The organism is Sorangium aterium, from assembly GCF_028368935.1.
Classification (GTDB): domain Bacteria; phylum Myxococcota_A; class Polyangia; order Polyangiales; family Polyangiaceae; genus Sorangium; species Sorangium atrum.
In genome coordinates, this window is record NZ_JAQNDK010000001.1 from 2,193,867 (window position 1) to 2,211,749 (window position 17,883).

Sequence of the window (17,883 nt, forward strand, 5' to 3'; positions counted from 1 at the left end):
GCGGAGAAGCGTCCAAACCCGAGCTTATGAGACGTAAAACACACTCGCACCGTGCGCCGGGGGCGCAAACCTCCGGCTCCCGCCTCGCCGCGCTCGCGCCGGTCGCACTGGCGGCGCTGACCACCGCCGCCCCCTCCCCCGCCCTCGCCGCCGGCACGCCGATCGCGGCGCCGCTCGTCGAGTCGAAATGGCTCAAGCTCGACGGGGTCCCGAAGGAGTGGCCGGTGGCGTTCACCTCCCTCGGCCTCAAGCTCAAGGGCAAGCCCAGCAAGGCCGATCTCGCCGCCCAGGTGGCCATCGCCTACGACGACGCGCGGATCTACGTGGCGGCCGACGTGACCGACGACACGCTGCGAGGCGGCGCCGATCACGTGAAGGTCGTGATCGGGTTCCCGGGCGGAAAGGTGCAGGAGGTCGCGCTCTACCCGGGGCAGCCGGGCAAGACAGCGGGGAGCGTCAAGGTCCCGGGCGGCAAGGCGGTGGCCGGGGCGAGGGTCGTCGAGGCCCCCCGCAGCGGCGGGTACACGCTGGAGGCGAGCGTCCCCTGGGCGGCGTTCCCCGAGGCGGCGACGACCCGGGTCGGGCTGCGGGCGGGGCTCTTTGTCCACGACGACGACGGCGGAGGGGTCGACGCCGTCGTCGGCAGCGCCGCCTCGGAGGCGTACGCGTCGCTGTCGCCGCTCGCGACCGAGCCGGAGCTCGCGCTCACCGACGGCCTCCTCCGGAGCAAGGGCATCCAGGGCCGCGCGAGCTACGACCTCGTCGCCGACGTGGCCGGCGATGCGATGCGGGAGCGGGTGCTCGTCTACGAGCGGTTCATGATCGTCCTCGGCCCCGGGTTCCGGAAGGGCGCGCAGTACTACTTCGAGGACCTCGGGGTCGACGCCAAGGACGGGATGCTGCCGTCGCTCACGGCGCGCGACCTGACGGGCGACGGCCAGGCGGAGCTCATCCTGCGGAAGCGCTCCGGCAGCGGCGCGAAGTACCGCGAGGTGATGCACGTGCTCCAGTTCGGCGCCGGCGACACGCCGAAGCCGATCTTCCAGCACGAGATCGCGATCGCGACGGACAAGGGCTCGGTCGTCAACGACGTCGACTTCGTGGCGGACGGCGACAAGGTGGCGATCCGCGTGGAGCCGGGCAAGGCGACCCGGTACGACGCGAGCAACTACGCGGAGGGGGTCGAGACGACGTACGACCCGCTGCTGTTGCCGTGGGGGTCGATCAAGTCGCAGCTCTACAAGCTGACCGGCGGGGTGTTCACCAAGGCGAGCGAGCAGCGGCAGGCGGGCGCCGCGGGGCCGCGCCCGGCGCCGGCGAGGGCCGAGGAGGCGCGGGCCGCGCCGAAGCCGGCCGGCCTCTCGCCGGCCGAGATGCTCGACAAGGTGTACGCCCTCTACCGGCGCGACCGGAGCGCCTCTGCGAGCAAGCCGCAGTTCGACCTCGGCGCCGACGTGGCCGGCGGCAAGGAGCCCGAGCGGGTGCTCCTGCACGACCGCGACATCGTGGTGTTCGGCAAGGGGTTCCGTGGCGGCGCGGGGTACGCGTTCATGACGCTCGCGCAGTTCGCCTCTCCGGCCGACATCCGCTCGGTGCGCGCGCTCGATCTCACCGGCGACGGCAAGGCGGAGATCATCGTCCACGGCACCGTCCGCGCGGCGGCGCCCAAGGAGGCGGGCGGCGGGACCGTGGACCGCGACGTCGTGATGATCTTCCGGGTCGACGGCGAGAGTATCCAGCGGATCTTCGCGGCCGAGATCGCGCGCAGCGTGGGCGGCAAGAAGATCGCCGGCGAGCTCAAGTTCGTGCGCGTGGGCGACAAGATGGGGATCGAGCTCGCCCCGGGGAAGGCCGTCGAGTGGACGGAGCAGACGTACCCCTTCAACCAGGACAAGGCGCCCGTCGGCGGCTTCGAGCCGCTGCTGCTGCCGTGGGGCGGAGCGCAGCCGGCGCGGTACGTCTGGAACGGGTCGATCTTTGCCAAGTAGGCGGGAAGAGGGCCTCGCGGCGTCGGAAAACGCTGGGTCTCACCGCGAGCGACGCGCGGGTGAGCCGAGGGCCCTCGCGGGCCTGAGGGGCGCAGGTGGCCGAGCTTCGCTTCACGACCTCGTCTGGTCCCTCCGGCGCGCCGGGGGCCACGATCGCGCTCGTGGTGCGCGGCGGCTCCGGCCAGGCGCTCGGCGAGCTCAACGCGGTCGCGGAGCGGCTCCAGGCCGAGACGCTCCGCGCGCGGGGGCTGGGGCACCTGCTGGAGGTGGTCACGCCGGAATGACGCCGCACGGAGAGGACGGGCTCACCCGCCGAGCCCGCTGAACGCGGGTGGGTTGTGCTCCACGTCGAGGATCTCCCAGCGGTAGTAGCTGAAACTCCCGCTCTCGATCTTCCACAGGACCTCCCCTTGGCTCGGAATCTGGATACCCCGGAACGTGCGCCAGTCCGAGCACGACACGGACCAGGGGGTGAGCTTCGCGTCCGCGCCGCCGCCGAGATAACGCTCTGCCTGGAGCCCGACCACGCGCCCCTGCGGATCGAACATGAACACCGCCGACGCGACCTTCCCTGCGTGCCGCATCGTCGCCTTCGCGCTCGTCGCGTCGATAGACTCCCACGCGATGTAGGGGCGGAGCGCCGCTGACGGGAACCAGACGATCTCGCCCAGAAATCGCAGCATGGCGCCCTGGTCGATCTTCTCGTCGGCCGCGTCGACGAGGCTGACGAGCGACGCCGCCTTGATGAGCATCTGGCCCTTGCCAGCGGCGTACTTGTCGCGGCCCTCGATCGGGAGGATGCCCATCATCTTCGTCGTGACCTTCCAGACGAACGCGGGCTCGTCGACCGAGAAGTACTGCTCGGCCTCCGCGGGCATCCAGGCGGCGTCTGGGCTGGTCCGGAGCTCGCCGCGCTGTCTCAGCCGGACCGTCTGAGCCCTCTCCCGGCCGACGACGCCCGAGGCCTCCAGCCAGGTGCGCACCGGCGCAGGCAGGCGCTCGAGCTCGGAGGGCTCGACGCTGGAGGCGTGCGGCTCGGCGGGGCGCGCAAGCAGCGCTCGGATCTCCGAATCGACCTCGTGGTGGAAGCGTGCGTGTTTGGCAGCGGACACGATCGCCAGGAGGATGAGCACGTTGACGAGCGTCCCGAACTTCGCCTGGGGCCACGCGAGGACGATGAGGCCCTGGGAGAGGAGCACGCCGGAGAGCGCCAGCGCCCCCCACGCGTCGCGCCGCAGGGCGCAGAGCGCTGCCGCGGCGAGCAGCACGAGCAGCGCCGCGAGCCAGAGCAGGGCGAAGACCCGACTGCCCGTGGGCGAGAGGGGCACGAGCGTGCGATCGCTCGGCTGACCCGCGGCTGCGAGCTTCGACCACTCGCGGTATCCGATGAGGTGAATCGCGCCGTGGAGCGCGATCAGGATCGCCAATCCGAGCCGCATGGAGTGTCTCTTTCTCGGAATCGCCTGCTGCGCCCAGCCGTCGCCTCGTCGTAGGCGGATGACTCCGTCTCTCACGTGCTCATTGTTACTTTTGCAGCACGCGTGCCAAACCACGAGCGACGCCGAGGGCGCGGTCCATTCGCGCGGAACCGAGCGCCGAGACGCGCAGCCCGACCGCCGTCCACGCAGATCTTGCGCGCCCCATTCGCCGTCGCTGCTGCTCCGGTTCCCCGAGGCGCACCAGCGCTCGCTCCCGCTGGACGTGCACGAGAAGCTCCGCGCGGTTCGGCCCCCGTCCGAAGGCATCGCTCTCAGCCACGGCTCCGACACCATCGACTCCTGACTCGTGGTCCACAGGCACGGGCTCAGCTGACTTGGGCCGCGATCCCTCCGGCCGCGTTCGGAGAGACGACGGGGACAGGGAATTCTCCACGTCCTCCAACCCCCCAATGGACACTAGATGTCCCTGCCACATGGCATCGCCCCACTCGACCGACGTGGACCGCTGCTTGCGTCGGTTGCCGATCTCATGCGAATGGTTCCCACGGTTGCCGCTATCGTCTCTCTCTATGGAGTCGCTCTATGTGTTGCATCTTGTGTCATGCATCCATCAGAAACTTTCCCGGAGACGGAGCCCGATACGCCAACCAGCGTTCCAGAAGCCGACGACATGACACTCGACGACGAAACGGAGAACGATCCCACGACCGAAACGGAGGGTTCACGGCCGCGTCATCCGGCGGGCTCCGGCAGGCAGCAGACGGTGGTCGGGTACGGCTCGCCGCCGGCCGGCTCGCAGAGCCCCAGCTCGTTGACCTCCCATTCGGCGCGGATGCTGCCGAGGGCCGCACCATCCTCCTCGGGACGTAAGCAGCGATCGACCTCGCCGGCAGTCACCGTCGTCGTCCCGAGGAGCGCGCCCTCGCTGCACGCGCTATCCGAGTAGGCGCTCACCCGCGCGACGCACTCCCTCGGCGTGCGCGTGGGCACGCAGACGCATGGCGTGCAGCTCCGCTCGAGGTCCTGGTCATAGAAGGTGAGCTTGTCAGAGAACCTGGGCCGCTCCCCGGGACCGGCGGGCGGATAGCACTCGCGAGGCCCCTCGTACCGCGAGATCATGCAGTACCGCCACCCGGGGGGCACGTTGGTCTCTTGCTGGTTGACCATGCACACCTCGCCGTTCTCCGGACACCAAGTATTCATCACGAGGCCACTGCACGCGACCGCGATCTTCGCAGGGCTCTTCGGCGGAGAGGGCTCGCCCACGGTGGACGGCGTGCACGAGCCATCCGGCCCCGGCGCGATCCAGATCGCGCTGAACTCCTCTGCCGGCACGGTCCCCGGAGACGTGCATTCGCCTTGCCAGTTCCGCGGCGGATTGAACGGCCGGAGCGTCGCCGCCGGGGTGTTCTCACACGACGCGTGCGAGTGCGCTGCAACGATCTCCGGCATGGAGCAGGACGGAACGCTACATTTGCACTTGGAACAGGGCTCGTCGCCCGGCAGCAGCGTCCGGAACCGGAAGGACCGCCTCGGGGCGATCTGCTCCGTGGTGCGACTCTGGAGGTCGAAGCCGGTGAGGTCCTCGCACGCCGGCTCGGGGTCGTCAGCGTCTCCGATCCACAGGAGCCTCGGGTCGTAAAAGCCGTCCATCGGCTGTATCACACACTTCCCGGCGCAGACGCCGTTGCTCGTGCCGTCCTCGTTGGTGATGAGGCAGGGATTCCACGGCTCACCGCACGGCGGCTCCGCGCTGCCGCAGCCACCCGCGACCAGCGCGCCGCCCAGCCCCCCCAGCGGCAGCGAGATCAACGCGCGCAGGAGCCACCACCTTCCGTTCCAAGTCATCGCGACCTCACCGCCTTCCCCGCGCGTTCCCGAGGAGCCCTTACACCCTGAACCTTCGGTTGGATCCGGCCGCGGCCGGCGCTCCTGCCGCCTGCCGGTTTTCTCGACCACGCGCTCACGGCGCCTCCAGCGGCTTCGGCAGACAGCAGACCGTCTTCGCCACGCCGACCACCCTGTCGTTGCTGGGATTGCCACCCGTCGGCGTGCACGTCCCGGGCTCGTTCGAGAGCCACGTTGCACTCACGCTGCCCAGGCTGGAGATCGGCTCAGGAATCAGGCAGATCCCACGCTCGGTCACATCGACGCCGACGAGGATGTCGCTGCAGGCGCCGTCCTCCCAGGCGACCACGAGCGCCTCGCACCGACTCGCCTCCGGCGCCTTGCAGGTGCACGGCGAGCACGCGGGCGCGGTCACAAGGTCCTCATAGAACACCCCCAGCCTGTCCGAGAATATCTTCTGAGGGTCCGCCCCTCCCTCGGGCTTCTGGCAGCCGAGATCCCCCTCCCCGACGATACAATGACGCCAGCCGTCGGGCAGATGGGCTGGCTGCTGCTCGAGCATGCAGAGCTCCGCGTCGTCCGGACACAGCTTCCCCTCCACCGGACCGGTGCACCCGACGGCGACCTCACCCACGCCTCCCGAGAGCGGCTGCGGAGGCTCGTCGGCCACAATCGGTGTGCACGGCTCCAAGATCGCCGGACCGATCGAGAGCGAGCCGAGCTGCTCCGGCGCCACCGTACCGGGCGACACACACGACCCGTCCCAGCCTGCCTGCAGAAGGAACGACGTCTGCGTCCCCGCGCTGCCGTCGCCGCACGCCTCGACCGACCTCGCCGTCACGGTCCGCGGGAGCGCGCACGACGGCGCCGTGCACGCGCAGGCGGGGCAGCCGTGCGTTGCCTCGGGCATGGCCCGCGCGAAGAGCGTCCGCGTGGCGCCACCGAACGGGATCCGCTCGCCGGTCCCGGGGACGACCCGCACGAGCTCGGCGCACGACGCCGGCGCGAGCACCTCGGGCCCTGTCCAGACGAGCTTCGGCGCGCCGAAGGACTCCGGCGGCGCGTGGACGCACTGCCCCCAGCAGTACCCGTTGCTGGTGCCGTCGTCGTTCCAGATCTCGCACGTGACCGCCTCCGCGCAGTCGTACGCCCCGGCGCCGTCGCACCCGCTGGCCGCCGCCCCTCCGAAGCCGAGGAGCCAAAGCCCTGCCAGCTTTCTCTGCCGCACGCTCCGCATCAGCACCGCTCCTTCCGGCTCCGGCGCAGCCTCACCAGCTGCCGGAGAAGATCACGCCCCCGCCATGCGCCGCCGCGAGCGGCGCCGCGCGCACGGCGCGCTTTCCCGGAACCGGCGCCCACAGGAGCGACGAAAGCGCGACCGCACCGACGACGCCGGCGCCGATGAAGCTCCCCCATGCCGCGACCTTCATTGTGTCGCGCGCGTCGCTCATCTCGAGCAGCACACCGCATGGTTCGGTGTATGCCTTGGACACGCATGCCGCCGCCCCGTTGTGCTGGCGGATCTGAGCGGCCTGCGCCTCCACCTCCTCGCCGCGCACCGTCGCTGCCACGACGAAGCTCATGCCCAGTACAACCCCGGCCGACGCGAGCGCGAACCCGCCGATGCGGAACACCGTGCCCGGCGACGGCCCCCCGGGCGCCGCGGCCGGCGCAGGCGCAACCGGTGCCGCGACCGGCGCCGCGACCGGCGCACTCATAACCGGCGGCGGGGGCTTGGGCTCCAGGTGAAGGCCGACCATCGACTCCCGTCCCCGCTGCGCCTCGAACGGATAAACGTCGTCGACATACCCATCGAGCTTGCCGCGCGCCTCGTGCCGCCCCGGATCGAGGTAGACGAAATACATGCCCTGTCCGCGGCCGATCCGCCGGCCGTCGATGAACACCTCGGCCTCGGGCCGGCTCACCGCGACGGTCGCGGACGAGATCTCGCGCTCCGCCTTCTCGAGCCCCGTCCGGAACCGCCGCTGCGCCGCCGGCTGGAGCGTCTCCGGATACAGCAGGGACTCCCGCAGGTGCTCCGCCGCATCCCGGAACCGCCCCAGCGCGAGCTCCGAAAGCCCGAGCTCCCCCTCGAACTCCGGCCGCGGATCCGCCTTCCACGCCGCGCGATACGACGCCTCCGCGTCCTCCCACCGCCCCGCGCGCCGCGCCCTCTCGCCCCGCGCAAACGCCTCTTCGGGCTCGGAGCGCGTCGTGGCCGCTCCGGACGGTCCAGCAGAAGGACCTTCCCCGGCGGCCACTGCCCCGCGACTCCACACGGCAGATGCGGCGGCCACCGCGAGGAGCAACCGTCCTGTGGACGCCATCTCCGCGGCATACTACGCGGCGAGTCTCGTTTCGGTCAAGCAACCTTGGTCCGGAGAAAACGACGGAATCGGCTCTACCGTCAGGCAATTCTGGTCGCGCCGCGAGAATGCTCGCCCTGCTGCGCGGCGCGCCGAGGCGGCCGCGCGCGCTCGAACGCCGCGCGCCTGGCTCGGCTCAGCGGGGCATGTCGATTCTCAAATGTCCAACGCGGCCATTAGGTAACTATGCTGGCATGAGGAAATCGTCTCGCACGCCGGACACCGCCGCCGATCAACCGCCGCTCACCATCGAGGCGATCATGGCCGAGCACCTGGATCACGTCCGCCGCTACGTGGAGCGGCAGGGCTTCCGCGGCGCGGATCGGGACGACCTGGTCCAGGAGATCTTCCTCGGCGCCTCACGGTCGCTGCCCCGGTACGATCCCCGCCTTGCGAGCGTGCGCACCTGGCTCCTGCGGATCGCGTTCAACCACATCTCCAACGAGCGCAAGCGCGCCCATCGCCGGCACGAGGAGCCCTGGCCGGAGGAGGCGCTGGACGGGCTCTCCAGCCCAGCGCCTGACTCCGAGACACGGCTCATCGAGGCGCAGCAGCGCGAGCTCCTCGCGGATCTGCTCCTGGAGGTGCCCCCGGTGCGCCGGGAGATCCTCGTCGCGCATGACCTGGAGGAGGAGGCGGTCCAGGAAATCGCCGAGGAGCGCGCGATGCCGCGCAACACCGCATGGAATCACCTGCGGCTCGCGCGGCAGAGCCTCGTCGCCGCCGCGCGCCGCTGGCGGGCCCGGAGCCGCGGCGCCCTGATCGCGCCGCTCGCCATCGCCTTTGGCGCGCTCGAGGCGCGCGCCGCCTCGCGGCCTCTCCACGCAGGCCGTTTGCGGCGGCTGCTCGATCGGGCCTGCCGGGCCTTCCGGCGCGCGCCGGCTCGCGGCGAGGCCGGCCCCGCGGCGAGCTCGTGGCGCAGGCCGCTCCTGGCCAGGAGGGCCGGCCGACGCAGCGTGGCCAGCACCGCAACCGGCGGCGTGGCCGCCGTGGCGGGCGCGCTCGTCCTGCTGGTCCCCGGCCCGCGCGGCGAGGGCCCGCTGCCGCAAGCTCACGCCGTCGCGCTGCGCTCCCCAGCGGCCGCAGCAGAGCGCCGCGGCGCCCTGCCCTCAGACCCGGAGCTGCGCCCCGAGGAGCCGCCCGCCGGCGCCGTGAGCGGCGCCCTCGAGGCGCTGCGCCCCGACGCGACGCCTCCGCGCGCTCCGCACAGCCTTCCTCGACGCGACGCCGCCGTCTCGATGCCGGAGGACCGGTTGATGCGGCAGGCCTTCGCGGCGCTCACCTCGGGTGAATACGGCGCTGTTCGGCTCCTGCTCGAGCAACACCGCCGCGACTTCCCGAAGGGCTCCTACGCCGGAGATCGCGAGGTGCTCCTGCAGCGGCTACGCGCGGCGGCGCGCCGCGACTGAAACGGGACTGCGGCCAGGTCAGTCAGCCCAGCTGAGCGTCCGATTCGTGCCATTCCATGCCGATGAGGCCATGAGCCATTGCCATGGCCCGAGGAGCTCTGCCAACATCAGCGCGTTTTGCTCAACCCAAGGAGGCGCCTATGGCAGACCCCTACATCGATCCTTTCGAGACGAAGATTTACGGGAAGTTCGCGCGCGAGCAGATGGCCGCGGTCCTGATGGGCAAGGTCGCTGCCCTCGACGGCATGGTCGAGTTCGCGATGGGCAAGCAGCTCCTCGCCGATCAGGCGATGTCCGACGTCCTCGACCGCCAGCCCAAGCCGGCGCCGGAGCTCGACACCGCCGAGGTGCTCGACGAGGCGCGCGACGTCATCGTGCGGTTCGCCTCCTACCTCGACTCGCTCAAGGGGAGGCCGGTCGATGCCCGGCTGTTCTTCCGCGGCGAGGCGCCGAGCGTCCTTGCGCGCCGGCGGCTCACGAAGCTCACCGCCGCGGTCGGGCACATCGCGGACGAGCTCGAGAGACAGCGCGACAAGGTCCGCGGCGCGGACATGTGGCTGGCCGAGCTCCGGGAGGCGCACGAGAAGCTCGGGATCATCGAGCGGCAGCAGCGCGCCACGCGCGTCGAGCGGCTCGAGCTCGGCCCCGAGGTGTCGACCGCGCGCGAGGCCTGGCTGGGTGTCTACAACGCGAACAAGAGCCTCGTGCGCGGGCTGCTCGCCCACCTCGGCAAGCCCGAGCTCCTGCCGCTCATCTTCGACGACCTGGCCGAGATCCACCGCGCGTCCGGCGTCAGCGACGCGGTCCCGCCGGGCCAGCCGGCCGCGCCTCCGGCGCCGGCCGCCGCCCAGCCGGGGCCCTCGCCGGAGGCGTGAGCCGACGGCCCGCTGCAACGCTCGATGCAAGCGTTGCAGCGGGCGACTCGGTCGCCGAGTTGGCCCTCTCAAGGCTCGAGACGGCCGACTCGGCGGCCCAGCGGGTCGTTTCAAGCCTTGAGACGGCCGACCGGGCGGCCCAGTGGGCCGTTTCAGGCCTTGAGATCGCCAACTCGGCGACCGAGTCGGGCATTTCAAGCCTTGAAGCGGGTGACTGTGCGCCAGGGAAGGCGATCTCACCGCAGAAGAGGGCTCACCGCCGCGCCGGCGGCGCGCGAGGCCGAGCCCTGACGGCCTCTGCGCTTCCGGGACTCTCCGGGACCGCTACGTGCCGGTACGACCGGTCTCGTCAGTAGACCTCGACCGCGGCGTAGATGTCGCTCCGGCCGCGTAACACGACGATTGCCCCCTGGCTGTTGGGCAGCCCCGCGACGCCCGGCGCCGAGCCGCTCGCCGCGATCAGCCGGGCATCCGCGGCCGAGACGACGCCTGATGGGTACACCATGCGGTCGAGCTGGATGCTCTCGTCGTTCAGCTGGCTGACGACGTACACATTGCCGACCGGATCGGCGTCGATCGCGCGGACGGGGTCAGGACCGTTGGCGGGAAGCCCTTTCACCTGGGTCGATGTCCCGGGCGCGGAGAGGGGGATGATGTCGATGTCCGTGCCGCCGAAGGTGCCGGTCGTGTAAAGGAGCCCGTTCGCGCTCACCCAGTCCGAGTAGAATGCTTGCCCTGGGGGGTTGGCCTCGGGGCCGAAGGTGACGCCGCCGTCCGTGCTCGTGCGGATGTGGAAAGCAGGGTCGTCCGACGACGAGATCACGGCGCCGCTGATCTTGTCGACGATCACCTCGTGGAAAGCGCTCGACTGCGCGAGGGTCGTGGAGGCCCACGCGCCGGAGTCGCCGCGCTGGTCGTTGCGCAGGATCTGGAGCTGCCCGGCGGCCGGGACGACCGAGATGTAGACGCGCTGTCCGAGCGAGTCGATGCTCACCTCCGCGTCGATGATGGGCTCCACGAGCTCCTGTACGGCCTCCCAGCTCGCGCCGCCGTCCGTCGAGCGCGTGAAGCTGAGCTTGCCGGGGCCGCGGGTCGCCGCGACGTACGCGGTATTGCCGGCGCCGCCTTCGATCGCCGCCTCGAACACGCCGGTGAGGCCGGTCGAGATCGGCGCGCTCCAGGTCTGGCCGAAATCCCGGCTCACGACCGCAAAGGCCTCGCCCCCGCAGAGCATCACGACGTAGACGTTGCCGAACACATCGCTGGAGATCTTGCGCCCTGTGTTCGAGGATTCACTGTTCGGGCACGAGAGGGCGCCGTTGATCTTCTGGGCGGGCACGCTCGTGATGGCAAGCCACTGGCAGTTGTGACAGCTGTCGGCCGGATCGGTGTCGTCACCATCGTCACATTGCTCCGTGGGGTAGTCGGTCAAGCCGTCCCCACAGACCTCCGGGCCCTTGCAGTCTGCGCGACAACCGTCGCCGGCGGTCTGGTTTCCATCGTCGCAGACCTCATCAGGCGCCTCGACGAAGCCGTTGCCGCAGCCGGGCAGGACGCACGTCACGCCGTCGCCGACATATCCCTCGTTGCAGGCGCAGGTGAACGAGCCCGGCGTGTTGGTGCACGCGGCGTTCGCGTCGCAGTCTCGCGGAGCCGGTCCTGTGACAGAGCGGGACCGTCCCATTGACGTCGACGTAGTCGCACTGCTCGGGGGTGAGCGCACCATGGGCCTCGCCCGCGGCCTCGTCGTCGCCGTCGGCCGCGGAGGGGCCGGCGCTGGAGCAGTTCGCGACCGACAGCGCGGAGAACGCCGGGATCGCCAGATAGCCGAGAAGAGAGCTCTTGAGATAGCGCATGGTGTGTCCCCCTGTTCGTGTTCAAGCCGGAGCGCGATGCCGAGCCTGCGCCGGCGGAAGAAACCTCGGTGCATCCAGGTCGACAGCTCAGGATCGATGCCTGTGCGAATACGCTGCTCGCGGAGATGATGTCGAGGCAGGCCCCTGCGCGTCTCTCGACGCGCCGTCGCGCGAGCTACCTGCTCCCGCGCTCAAATCGCGCCGAAATCAGGGAACACTGCCCCATCAAGCCCGTTTGCCCGGCGTCGCGCGCACCGCGGCGCCGGGCACGAGCGGCCCCTGCCGCCAGTCGCGCTCCGCCGCTCCCCTCGCCCGAATCCCTCAGCTGCGAAGCGCGCCCCGACCATCCTGAACGAATACGGACGCTCTGCCGCGACCGATAACAGAGCGCTGGTCTGCATATGAATGACCGGGTGAGCCATGTAAATCAGAAAATGCGCTCGCCCCATAGTTTGCCATTTTCTGGACTATTGCCGCCCGAGCACGGCTCAGGCGTCCTGCAAGCGCTCGATCTCAAGGCAAGTGCAGGCCGCCGCGAGGGTGCGCCGCACCAGCACGAGCGGCCGCGGCCGTGCTACGCCGCCGTCCCCTCTTCAACCGAGCCCTGCGAGCGCGAGCGCCTCCACGAGATCGTCGACAAGGGCCTGGTCCGCCGTCAGTCGGTTGACAACGGCCCGGGGATCCCGCGAGACCTGGGGCAGGACGGCGGCGAGCTGGCGGCCGGCGACGCGGGCCTCGGCGATGCGGCCGAGGCGGGCCAGGGCGACGGCGCTGTCGAGCGCGCTCCAGGCGAGGTTGGGGTGGGCGATGGCCCCGGCCTCGACGAGGGCAGCCTCGTAGTCGCCGCGGCGGCAGGCGTCGAGCGCGAGCGCGTGGTGGACGGCGCCGGGATAGCGCTTCGCCAGGCCCTGATGCTTGCGGAGGATGGCAGTGCCGCGCTCCCAGTCACCGGCGAGCGCGAGCAGGAAGCCCGTGAACATGAGCGACCCGCCGAGCTTCAGGGCGATCTCGGCCTCGGCCAGCGCCCCCGGTCCATCGCCGGCGTCGAGCAGCACGAACGCGAGCACCTGGCGGGCATGGGTCAGCTCCGGCTCGAGCGCCACGGCCCGCCGCGCGTGGTCCGCGGCCCGGCGAGGGTCGTGATCCCTGCCGGCGGCCGTCCACGAGGAGAGCACATGAAACAACGCGGAATACCCCAGCAGCACCCCGTCATCGGGGTCGCGGTCGAGGAAACGCGCGCAGTGGTCCGCGAGCTCGGCTTGCAGGCCGCCATCGAAGGTGGCGAGCCACCGGGGGAAGCGCAGGAGCACTTCATACGCCGAGCGCGGAGGGTGGACGGAGCGCTCCTCGGACTCGATGGCATGGACCGCGCCGAGGGGCAGCGTGACAAGCGAGGTGGTGATCTCGCGGGCGATCTCGTCCTCGACGGCGAACAGACGGCCATCGACGTCGAAGCGGTCGAACTTCTCGCCCCACACCTGGATCCCATGCGCGGTGTCGTGAAGCTTGACCGTCACGCGGAGCGCGCCGGGGATGAGGCGCACGCTCCCCTCGACCACGTAGCGCGCGCCCCGCGCCTCGGCCTCGTCCAGGGTGGCGGCGCGCGAGAGCACGCGCACGCGCGGGGCGCGAACGAAGAGGTCGCCGAGCCGGTCGGTCAGGCCGTGGGCGACGGCGCGGCTCCGCGCGCCGGTCGAGCCCGACACCGGCGGCTCGCTCTCCGGCGCGTTCGCGTTCAAGGAGGCGGAGACGGCGATGATCGAGGTGAAGGGGAGGATCGCGACGACGGGCCCTCCGGCGCTGTCCGGGACACAGCCCGATCGGGGGGACAGCGGACCCGACCCATCAGCGGGCTGCGAGTCCATCGGGGGGCGCGGGGAGGCGCCGGACGGGGCGGGGTCGGCCGCGGCCGGCCCCGTGGCGAAGACGGGGGCATAGCGGCCGCGCGGCAGCTCGATGCGCACCAGGGCGGCGGGGCTCGCGGCGTAGTAGCGCTCGAGGGCGCGCCGGAGCTTGCTCATCTCGACGCGTACGATCGAGTCCTCGACGGAGTCGAAGCCCTCGGGCCGATCGAAGACGCGGGTGGCGAGGAGAGGTGCGCGCAGATCGGCGCCGCGCCCCGCGAGGGCCTCGCCGACAAGGAAACGGAGCAGCCGGATCTGCCGCGCCGACCCACCGAACACCGGACTCGCCACCACCTGCTCCAGCTCGGCCGCGACGGCAGCGTGCTGGGCGCTCTGCGGAGAACGCTTCATTCGTCTGCACATCCTCACCCGTGGCCCTCGTGGACGCAACAGCGTGAATCGGACCGAGCTCCCACCCGGCTGGCCTCGCCCACGCTCCGTGCGCCCGGCGGTGACGCGCTCCCATGGGAGGCGCGCGAGGCGATGGCCGAGGTGCGCGAGGCGGCCGCCGCGACGCTCGGGGCAACGGCCCGGCTCTGGCCCTCTGGGGCGCCTCTCCAATCGCGGTCTTCGATGCCGCACTCCGCGAGACACAAGCCGGGCCTCCCCCTCCCCCTCGCAGCTCGGCCAGGCCCTGATCCCGAGATCCCGGGGTCCGTGTTCCTTCACTGCCCATCGACAGCCGATGCACGGACATGATTGAATGAACATTTCAATACAAAGGAGCTTTCAGCGATGCGTATCTCTCGAATCCATCTTGCAGCCACGGCGCTCGCCGCAGCGACCGGAGGGCTCTTCGCCGGCGCCGGGGGCGCTCTCGCGGAGGGCACGGACTTCGCCGGGACCTACGTGGCGAGCCTCCCGGATCGCGCGGAGATCATGCACCTTCACCGGGACGGCACGGCCGGGATGACCCTCTCGGATCAGGTCACGTTCGGCGCCGGCGGGTTCACGTTCAGCGACAGCCTGGGCTCCTGGAGGCGCTCGGGGAACCATACGATCTCCATGCGCATGCTCAACCTCAACTTCGATCTGACCGGCGCAGCGCCCGCGTTCTCCGGGATCGCCGTCGTCGACTACGTCCTGGTGTTCGCTCCTGACAAGGAGACGTTCACGGCGAGCTGCCAGGGCAAGATCTTCGCCACGGGCGTCGACCCGCTCGATCCCGCCGCCACGCCGACCACGGCGTTCGATTGCGCGTACCTGAATGGGCATCTCTACCATCGGTCGTCCGCGCCCTAGCTCTCCGCACCGAAAGAGCTTCCGGCGGCGTCGCTGCCGTGAGATAAGAGAGAGTTTCTCCACGCTCGTTTAACGGACCTGTCGCGGCGCCCTGGCGCGAGGACGCGCCGAGAGCACGCGCACCGATCCGTGGAAAGGATCGAAACGTATGCGAAAAAAGCTTCTATTTGCTCTCTCGTTGCTCCCGCTCGCGGCCCTCGGGCTCACGCTCCGGCCGGCGGCGACGCTGGCCGGCGGCTTCCCTTCCAGATGCGCCGGGACCTACCTGATCTCGGAAGGGGGCGGCGCCAGGGATTTCTGGACGTTCGCGGCCGACGGGTCCTTCTTCGGGACCACCTCGACACAGCCCCTCTACAACTTCTCCAACCAGCAGGGGAGCTGGGAGAAGGTCGGCCACAACGGCGCTCGAGGCGCCCTGTTCGCCTTCGTCTACGACGAGGACAACACCCTGATGACGACGGCCCGGATCGACATCGTCCTCGACACGGTCGGCCAGAGCTGCGACGAGATCGCCGGCTCCCTCGTCGTGCGCACCTTCGAGGACGGGGAAGATCCGCTCGACCCTTCGACCGACACCGGCGATCCCATCGCCTCCGACACCTTCACCGGCCGCCGCGCGAAGGCGAGCCCATAAAGGCGGGTCAGAGTCCGTTGGGGATCACGGTGAGGGTGCCGGATCCCGTGTTGGTCAGGACGAGATCGTCGTACCCATCGCCATCCAGGTCCGCGACGGCGATGGCGTTGGGGCCGGGCGAGGTGCCGGTCGGGACGACCGGGCCCGCGCTGAAGGTCCCGTTGCCGTTGCCGGTCATCGGGCGGACGCCGCCCGATGACGTGGTGACCAGGATGTAGGCGTCGAGCTTCCCATCGCCGTTGAAATCACTGGCCACGACCCCCAGCGCCGAGTTGGCGATCGCGCTGGACGACGCGGTGGACTGAACGCCGCTCGCGAACGTGCCGTCGCCGTTCCCTCTGAAGAAGAAGAGGTACCGGCCGGCCGCGCCGTTCGAGAGGATGTCGAGCTTGCCGTCCCCGTCGGCGTCGCCGAAGGCGATGCCCGCCGTCTGGCCGTTGGCGGAGTTGGTATAGGCGGCCGGCGCGGCGAACGAGCCGTTGCCCTGGTTGAGGAGGATCGACAGGCGCGCGGAGCCGGGGCTCGTCACCACGATATCGGAAAAGCCGTCGCCGTTCAGATCGCGGCAGGCGATGCTCGACTGCACGCCCCCGGTGGCCGCGATGGAGATGAGCGTGGGTGCGCCGAAGCTGCCCCCGCCGGTGCCCATGATCACGCTCACCTGATTCAGGGTCACGCTGGTGGTGGCGAGGTCGGCCGCCCCGTCGTGATCGAAGTCCCCGGTGCAGAGGTGGACGGAGCCCGGGATGCCGGTGGTGAAGCTCGTCGGCGCGCCGAAGGTCCCGGGCGCGCTCGGGCCCCGATTCCGGTAGACGCTGATGCTCCCGTTGCTGGTGGGCAGGTTGGTCTGGCCGTCGACGGTGACGGCGTCGAGCCACCCGTCGCCGTCCACGTCCACCGCCACGACCGCGTTGCTGGAGAGCGGGGCGCCGGTGGTGTAGAGCTCCGACTGGACGGTCGCGTCGCCGTTTCCGTGATACACGGAGAGCGACCCGGAGGGGGTCGTCGACGACCCGGATTCGGCGTTGGCCACCAGGATGTCGAGCTCACCGTCGTTATCCACATCGGCGACCGCGGGAGCCAGCGGGTTGTGGGGCGCGGAAACGCTGATCGGTGTGCCGGGGACCTGGCCGGAGGGCGGGTCCTGGCAGCCACCGTTCGAGCAGATTTGCCCCGCCGCGCACGCGTCGTCGCAGGCGTTGCAGTGGGAGGCGTCGCTCTGGAGGTTCACCTCGCAGCCGTCGGACGTGAGCCCGTTGCAGTCCGCGAGGGTGCCTTCGCACGCCTCGCAGCTGGTCCCCTCGTAGGTGGGCAAGCACTCACAGGTGTAGCTGTTGATGTCGTTGACGCAGGTCCCGCCGTTCTGGCACGGGCTTTCGGCGCACTCGTCGATGTCGGTCTCGCAGTTGTCGCCGGTGAAACCGGGCAAGCACTCACAGGTGTAGTCGTTGATGCCGTCGACGCAGGTCCCGCCGTTCTGGCATGGGCTTTCGGCGCACTCGTCGATGTTGGTGCAGGTCACACCGTCGCCCTCGTACCCCGCGTTGCAAGCGCAGGTGAAGGAGCCCGACGCATCGATGCATGTGGCGTTCGCGTCGCAGTCGTCGGTGCCCAGGGCGCACTCGTCGACGTCGGTGCACGTCACGCCGTCGCCCTCGTACCCTGCGTTGCAAGCGCAGGTGAAGGAGCCCGCCGTGTTGGTGCACGCAGCGTTCGTGTCGCAGTCGTCGGTGCCCAGGGCGCACTCGTCGACCTCGGTGCACGTCACGCCGTCGCCCTCGTACCCTGCGTTGCAAGCGCAGGTGAAGGAGCCCGCCGTGTTGGTACACGCCGCGTTCGCGTCGCAGTCGTCGGTGCCCAGGGCGCACTCGTTCACATCGGTGCATGTGCCGCTCTGGCAGGTGAGCCCGTCGCAGCACGGCGCCGTGGCGTCGCACGGCGCGTTCACGGCCAGGCAGCCCTGGCCGCCGCAGGTCGGGTCGTACAGCGGCGAGCTCGGGTCGAGGCTGGTGACATAGTCGCCGGTGTGGGCGCTGTGCGTGTCGATGCACTCTTGCTCGCTGACGCGAAGGATCGTGTACGGCTTCGTCGCGGAGCCGGTCCTGTGGCAGATCTGGACCGTACCGTTGACGTCGAAATCGCTGCACTGCTCGGGGGTGAGCACGTCATGGGCTCCGCCCGCGTCCCCGTCGTCATCGCCGTCGGCCGCGGAGGGGCCGGCGCTGGTGCAGCTCGCGAGCAGCAGGGCGGAGAATGCCGGGATCGCCAGACAGCTGAAAAGAGAGCTCTTGCGATAGCTCATGGTTTGTCCTCTGTTTTTGT

The 17,883-nt window shown here is 70.5% G+C and carries 13 protein-coding genes; 6 read left to right on the plus strand and 7 right to left on the minus strand.

Going from position 1 to position 17,883, the window contains the following annotated elements; translation table 11 throughout:
• Nucleotides 1–26 precede the first annotated feature (26 nt).
• A complete protein-coding gene (locus POL72_RS07790; protein ID WP_272094397.1) occupies nucleotides 27–1,988 on the plus strand; it encodes a sugar-binding protein in 1,962 nt (653 codons plus the stop codon).
• 95 nt (nucleotides 1,989–2,083) lie between these two features.
• Nucleotides 2,084–2,272, plus strand: a complete 189-nt coding sequence (locus POL72_RS07795; RefSeq protein WP_272094398.1) for a hypothetical protein — start codon at nucleotides 2,084–2,086, stop codon at nucleotides 2,270–2,272.
• A gap of 21 nt (nucleotides 2,273–2,293) precedes the next feature.
• Here the strand turns inward: POL72_RS07795 and POL72_RS07800 are convergent, their stop codons facing one another.
• From POL72_RS07800 to POL72_RS07815, 4 genes are all read right to left on the minus strand, one after another.
• The gene (locus tag POL72_RS07800) at nucleotides 2,294–3,427 is read right to left on the minus strand and encodes a DUF6544 family protein (protein ID WP_272094399.1); all 1,134 of its coding nucleotides are present in this window, start codon (nucleotides 3,425–3,427) and stop codon (nucleotides 2,294–2,296) included.
• Nucleotides 3,428–4,159: 732 nt separating this feature from the next.
• Nucleotides 4,160–5,275, minus strand: a complete 1,116-nt coding sequence (locus POL72_RS07805; RefSeq protein WP_272094400.1) for a hypothetical protein — start codon at nucleotides 5,273–5,275, stop codon at nucleotides 4,160–4,162.
• Nucleotides 5,276–5,390: 115 nt separating this feature from the next.
• Nucleotides 5,391–6,518 (minus strand): hypothetical protein, encoded by a 1,128-nt coding sequence (locus tag POL72_RS07810; protein ID WP_272094401.1) that lies wholly within the window; start codon nucleotides 6,516–6,518, stop codon nucleotides 5,391–5,393.
• 25 nt (nucleotides 6,519–6,543) lie between these two features.
• Nucleotides 6,544–7,602 (minus strand): hypothetical protein, encoded by a 1,059-nt coding sequence (locus POL72_RS07815; RefSeq protein ID WP_272094402.1) that lies wholly within the window; start codon nucleotides 7,600–7,602, stop codon nucleotides 6,544–6,546.
• A 107-nt stretch (nucleotides 7,603–7,709) separates the two neighbouring features.
• On the opposite strand from POL72_RS07815, the gene POL72_RS07820 reads away from it, so the two are divergent.
• Together POL72_RS07820 and POL72_RS07825 are read left to right on the plus strand one after the other, a co-directional pair.
• The gene (locus POL72_RS07820; RefSeq protein WP_272094403.1) at nucleotides 7,710–9,050 is read left to right on the plus strand and encodes a sigma-70 family RNA polymerase sigma factor; all 1,341 of its coding nucleotides are present in this window, start codon (nucleotides 7,710–7,712) and stop codon (nucleotides 9,048–9,050) included.
• A 140-nt stretch (nucleotides 9,051–9,190) separates the two neighbouring features.
• Nucleotides 9,191–9,925, plus strand: coding sequence for a hypothetical protein (locus POL72_RS07825; RefSeq protein ID WP_272094404.1), 735 nt, complete (start codon nucleotides 9,191–9,193; stop codon nucleotides 9,923–9,925).
• Between the two features lie 349 nt (nucleotides 9,926–10,274).
• Here the strand turns inward: POL72_RS07825 and POL72_RS50225 are convergent, their stop codons facing one another.
• Together POL72_RS50225 and POL72_RS07835 are read right to left on the minus strand one after the other, a co-directional pair.
• Nucleotides 10,275–11,609, minus strand: coding sequence for an EGF domain-containing protein (locus POL72_RS50225; RefSeq protein ID WP_276596395.1), 1,335 nt, complete (start codon nucleotides 11,607–11,609; stop codon nucleotides 10,275–10,277).
• Between the two features lie 765 nt (nucleotides 11,610–12,374).
• Nucleotides 12,375–14,036, minus strand: a complete 1,662-nt coding sequence (locus POL72_RS07835) for a hypothetical protein (protein ID WP_272094405.1) — start codon at nucleotides 14,034–14,036, stop codon at nucleotides 12,375–12,377.
• 384 nt (nucleotides 14,037–14,420) lie between these two features.
• Here POL72_RS07835 and POL72_RS07840 point away from each other — a divergent pair, with 384 nt between their 5' ends.
• Nucleotides 14,421–14,927 (plus strand): hypothetical protein, encoded by a 507-nt coding sequence (locus POL72_RS07840; protein ID WP_272094406.1) that lies wholly within the window; start codon nucleotides 14,421–14,423, stop codon nucleotides 14,925–14,927.
• Nucleotides 14,928–15,075: 148 nt separating this feature from the next.
• Nucleotides 15,076–15,561, plus strand: coding sequence for a hypothetical protein (locus POL72_RS07845; protein ID WP_272094407.1), 486 nt, complete (start codon nucleotides 15,076–15,078; stop codon nucleotides 15,559–15,561).
• A 7-nt stretch (nucleotides 15,562–15,568) separates the two neighbouring features.
• Here POL72_RS07845 and POL72_RS07850 read toward each other — a convergent pair whose 3' ends face one another.
• On the minus strand, nucleotides 15,569–17,863 hold the full coding sequence (locus POL72_RS07850) for an FG-GAP-like repeat-containing protein (protein ID WP_272094408.1): 2,295 nt from the start codon (nucleotides 17,861–17,863) through the stop codon (nucleotides 15,569–15,571).
• Nucleotides 17,864–17,883 lie beyond the last annotated feature (20 nt).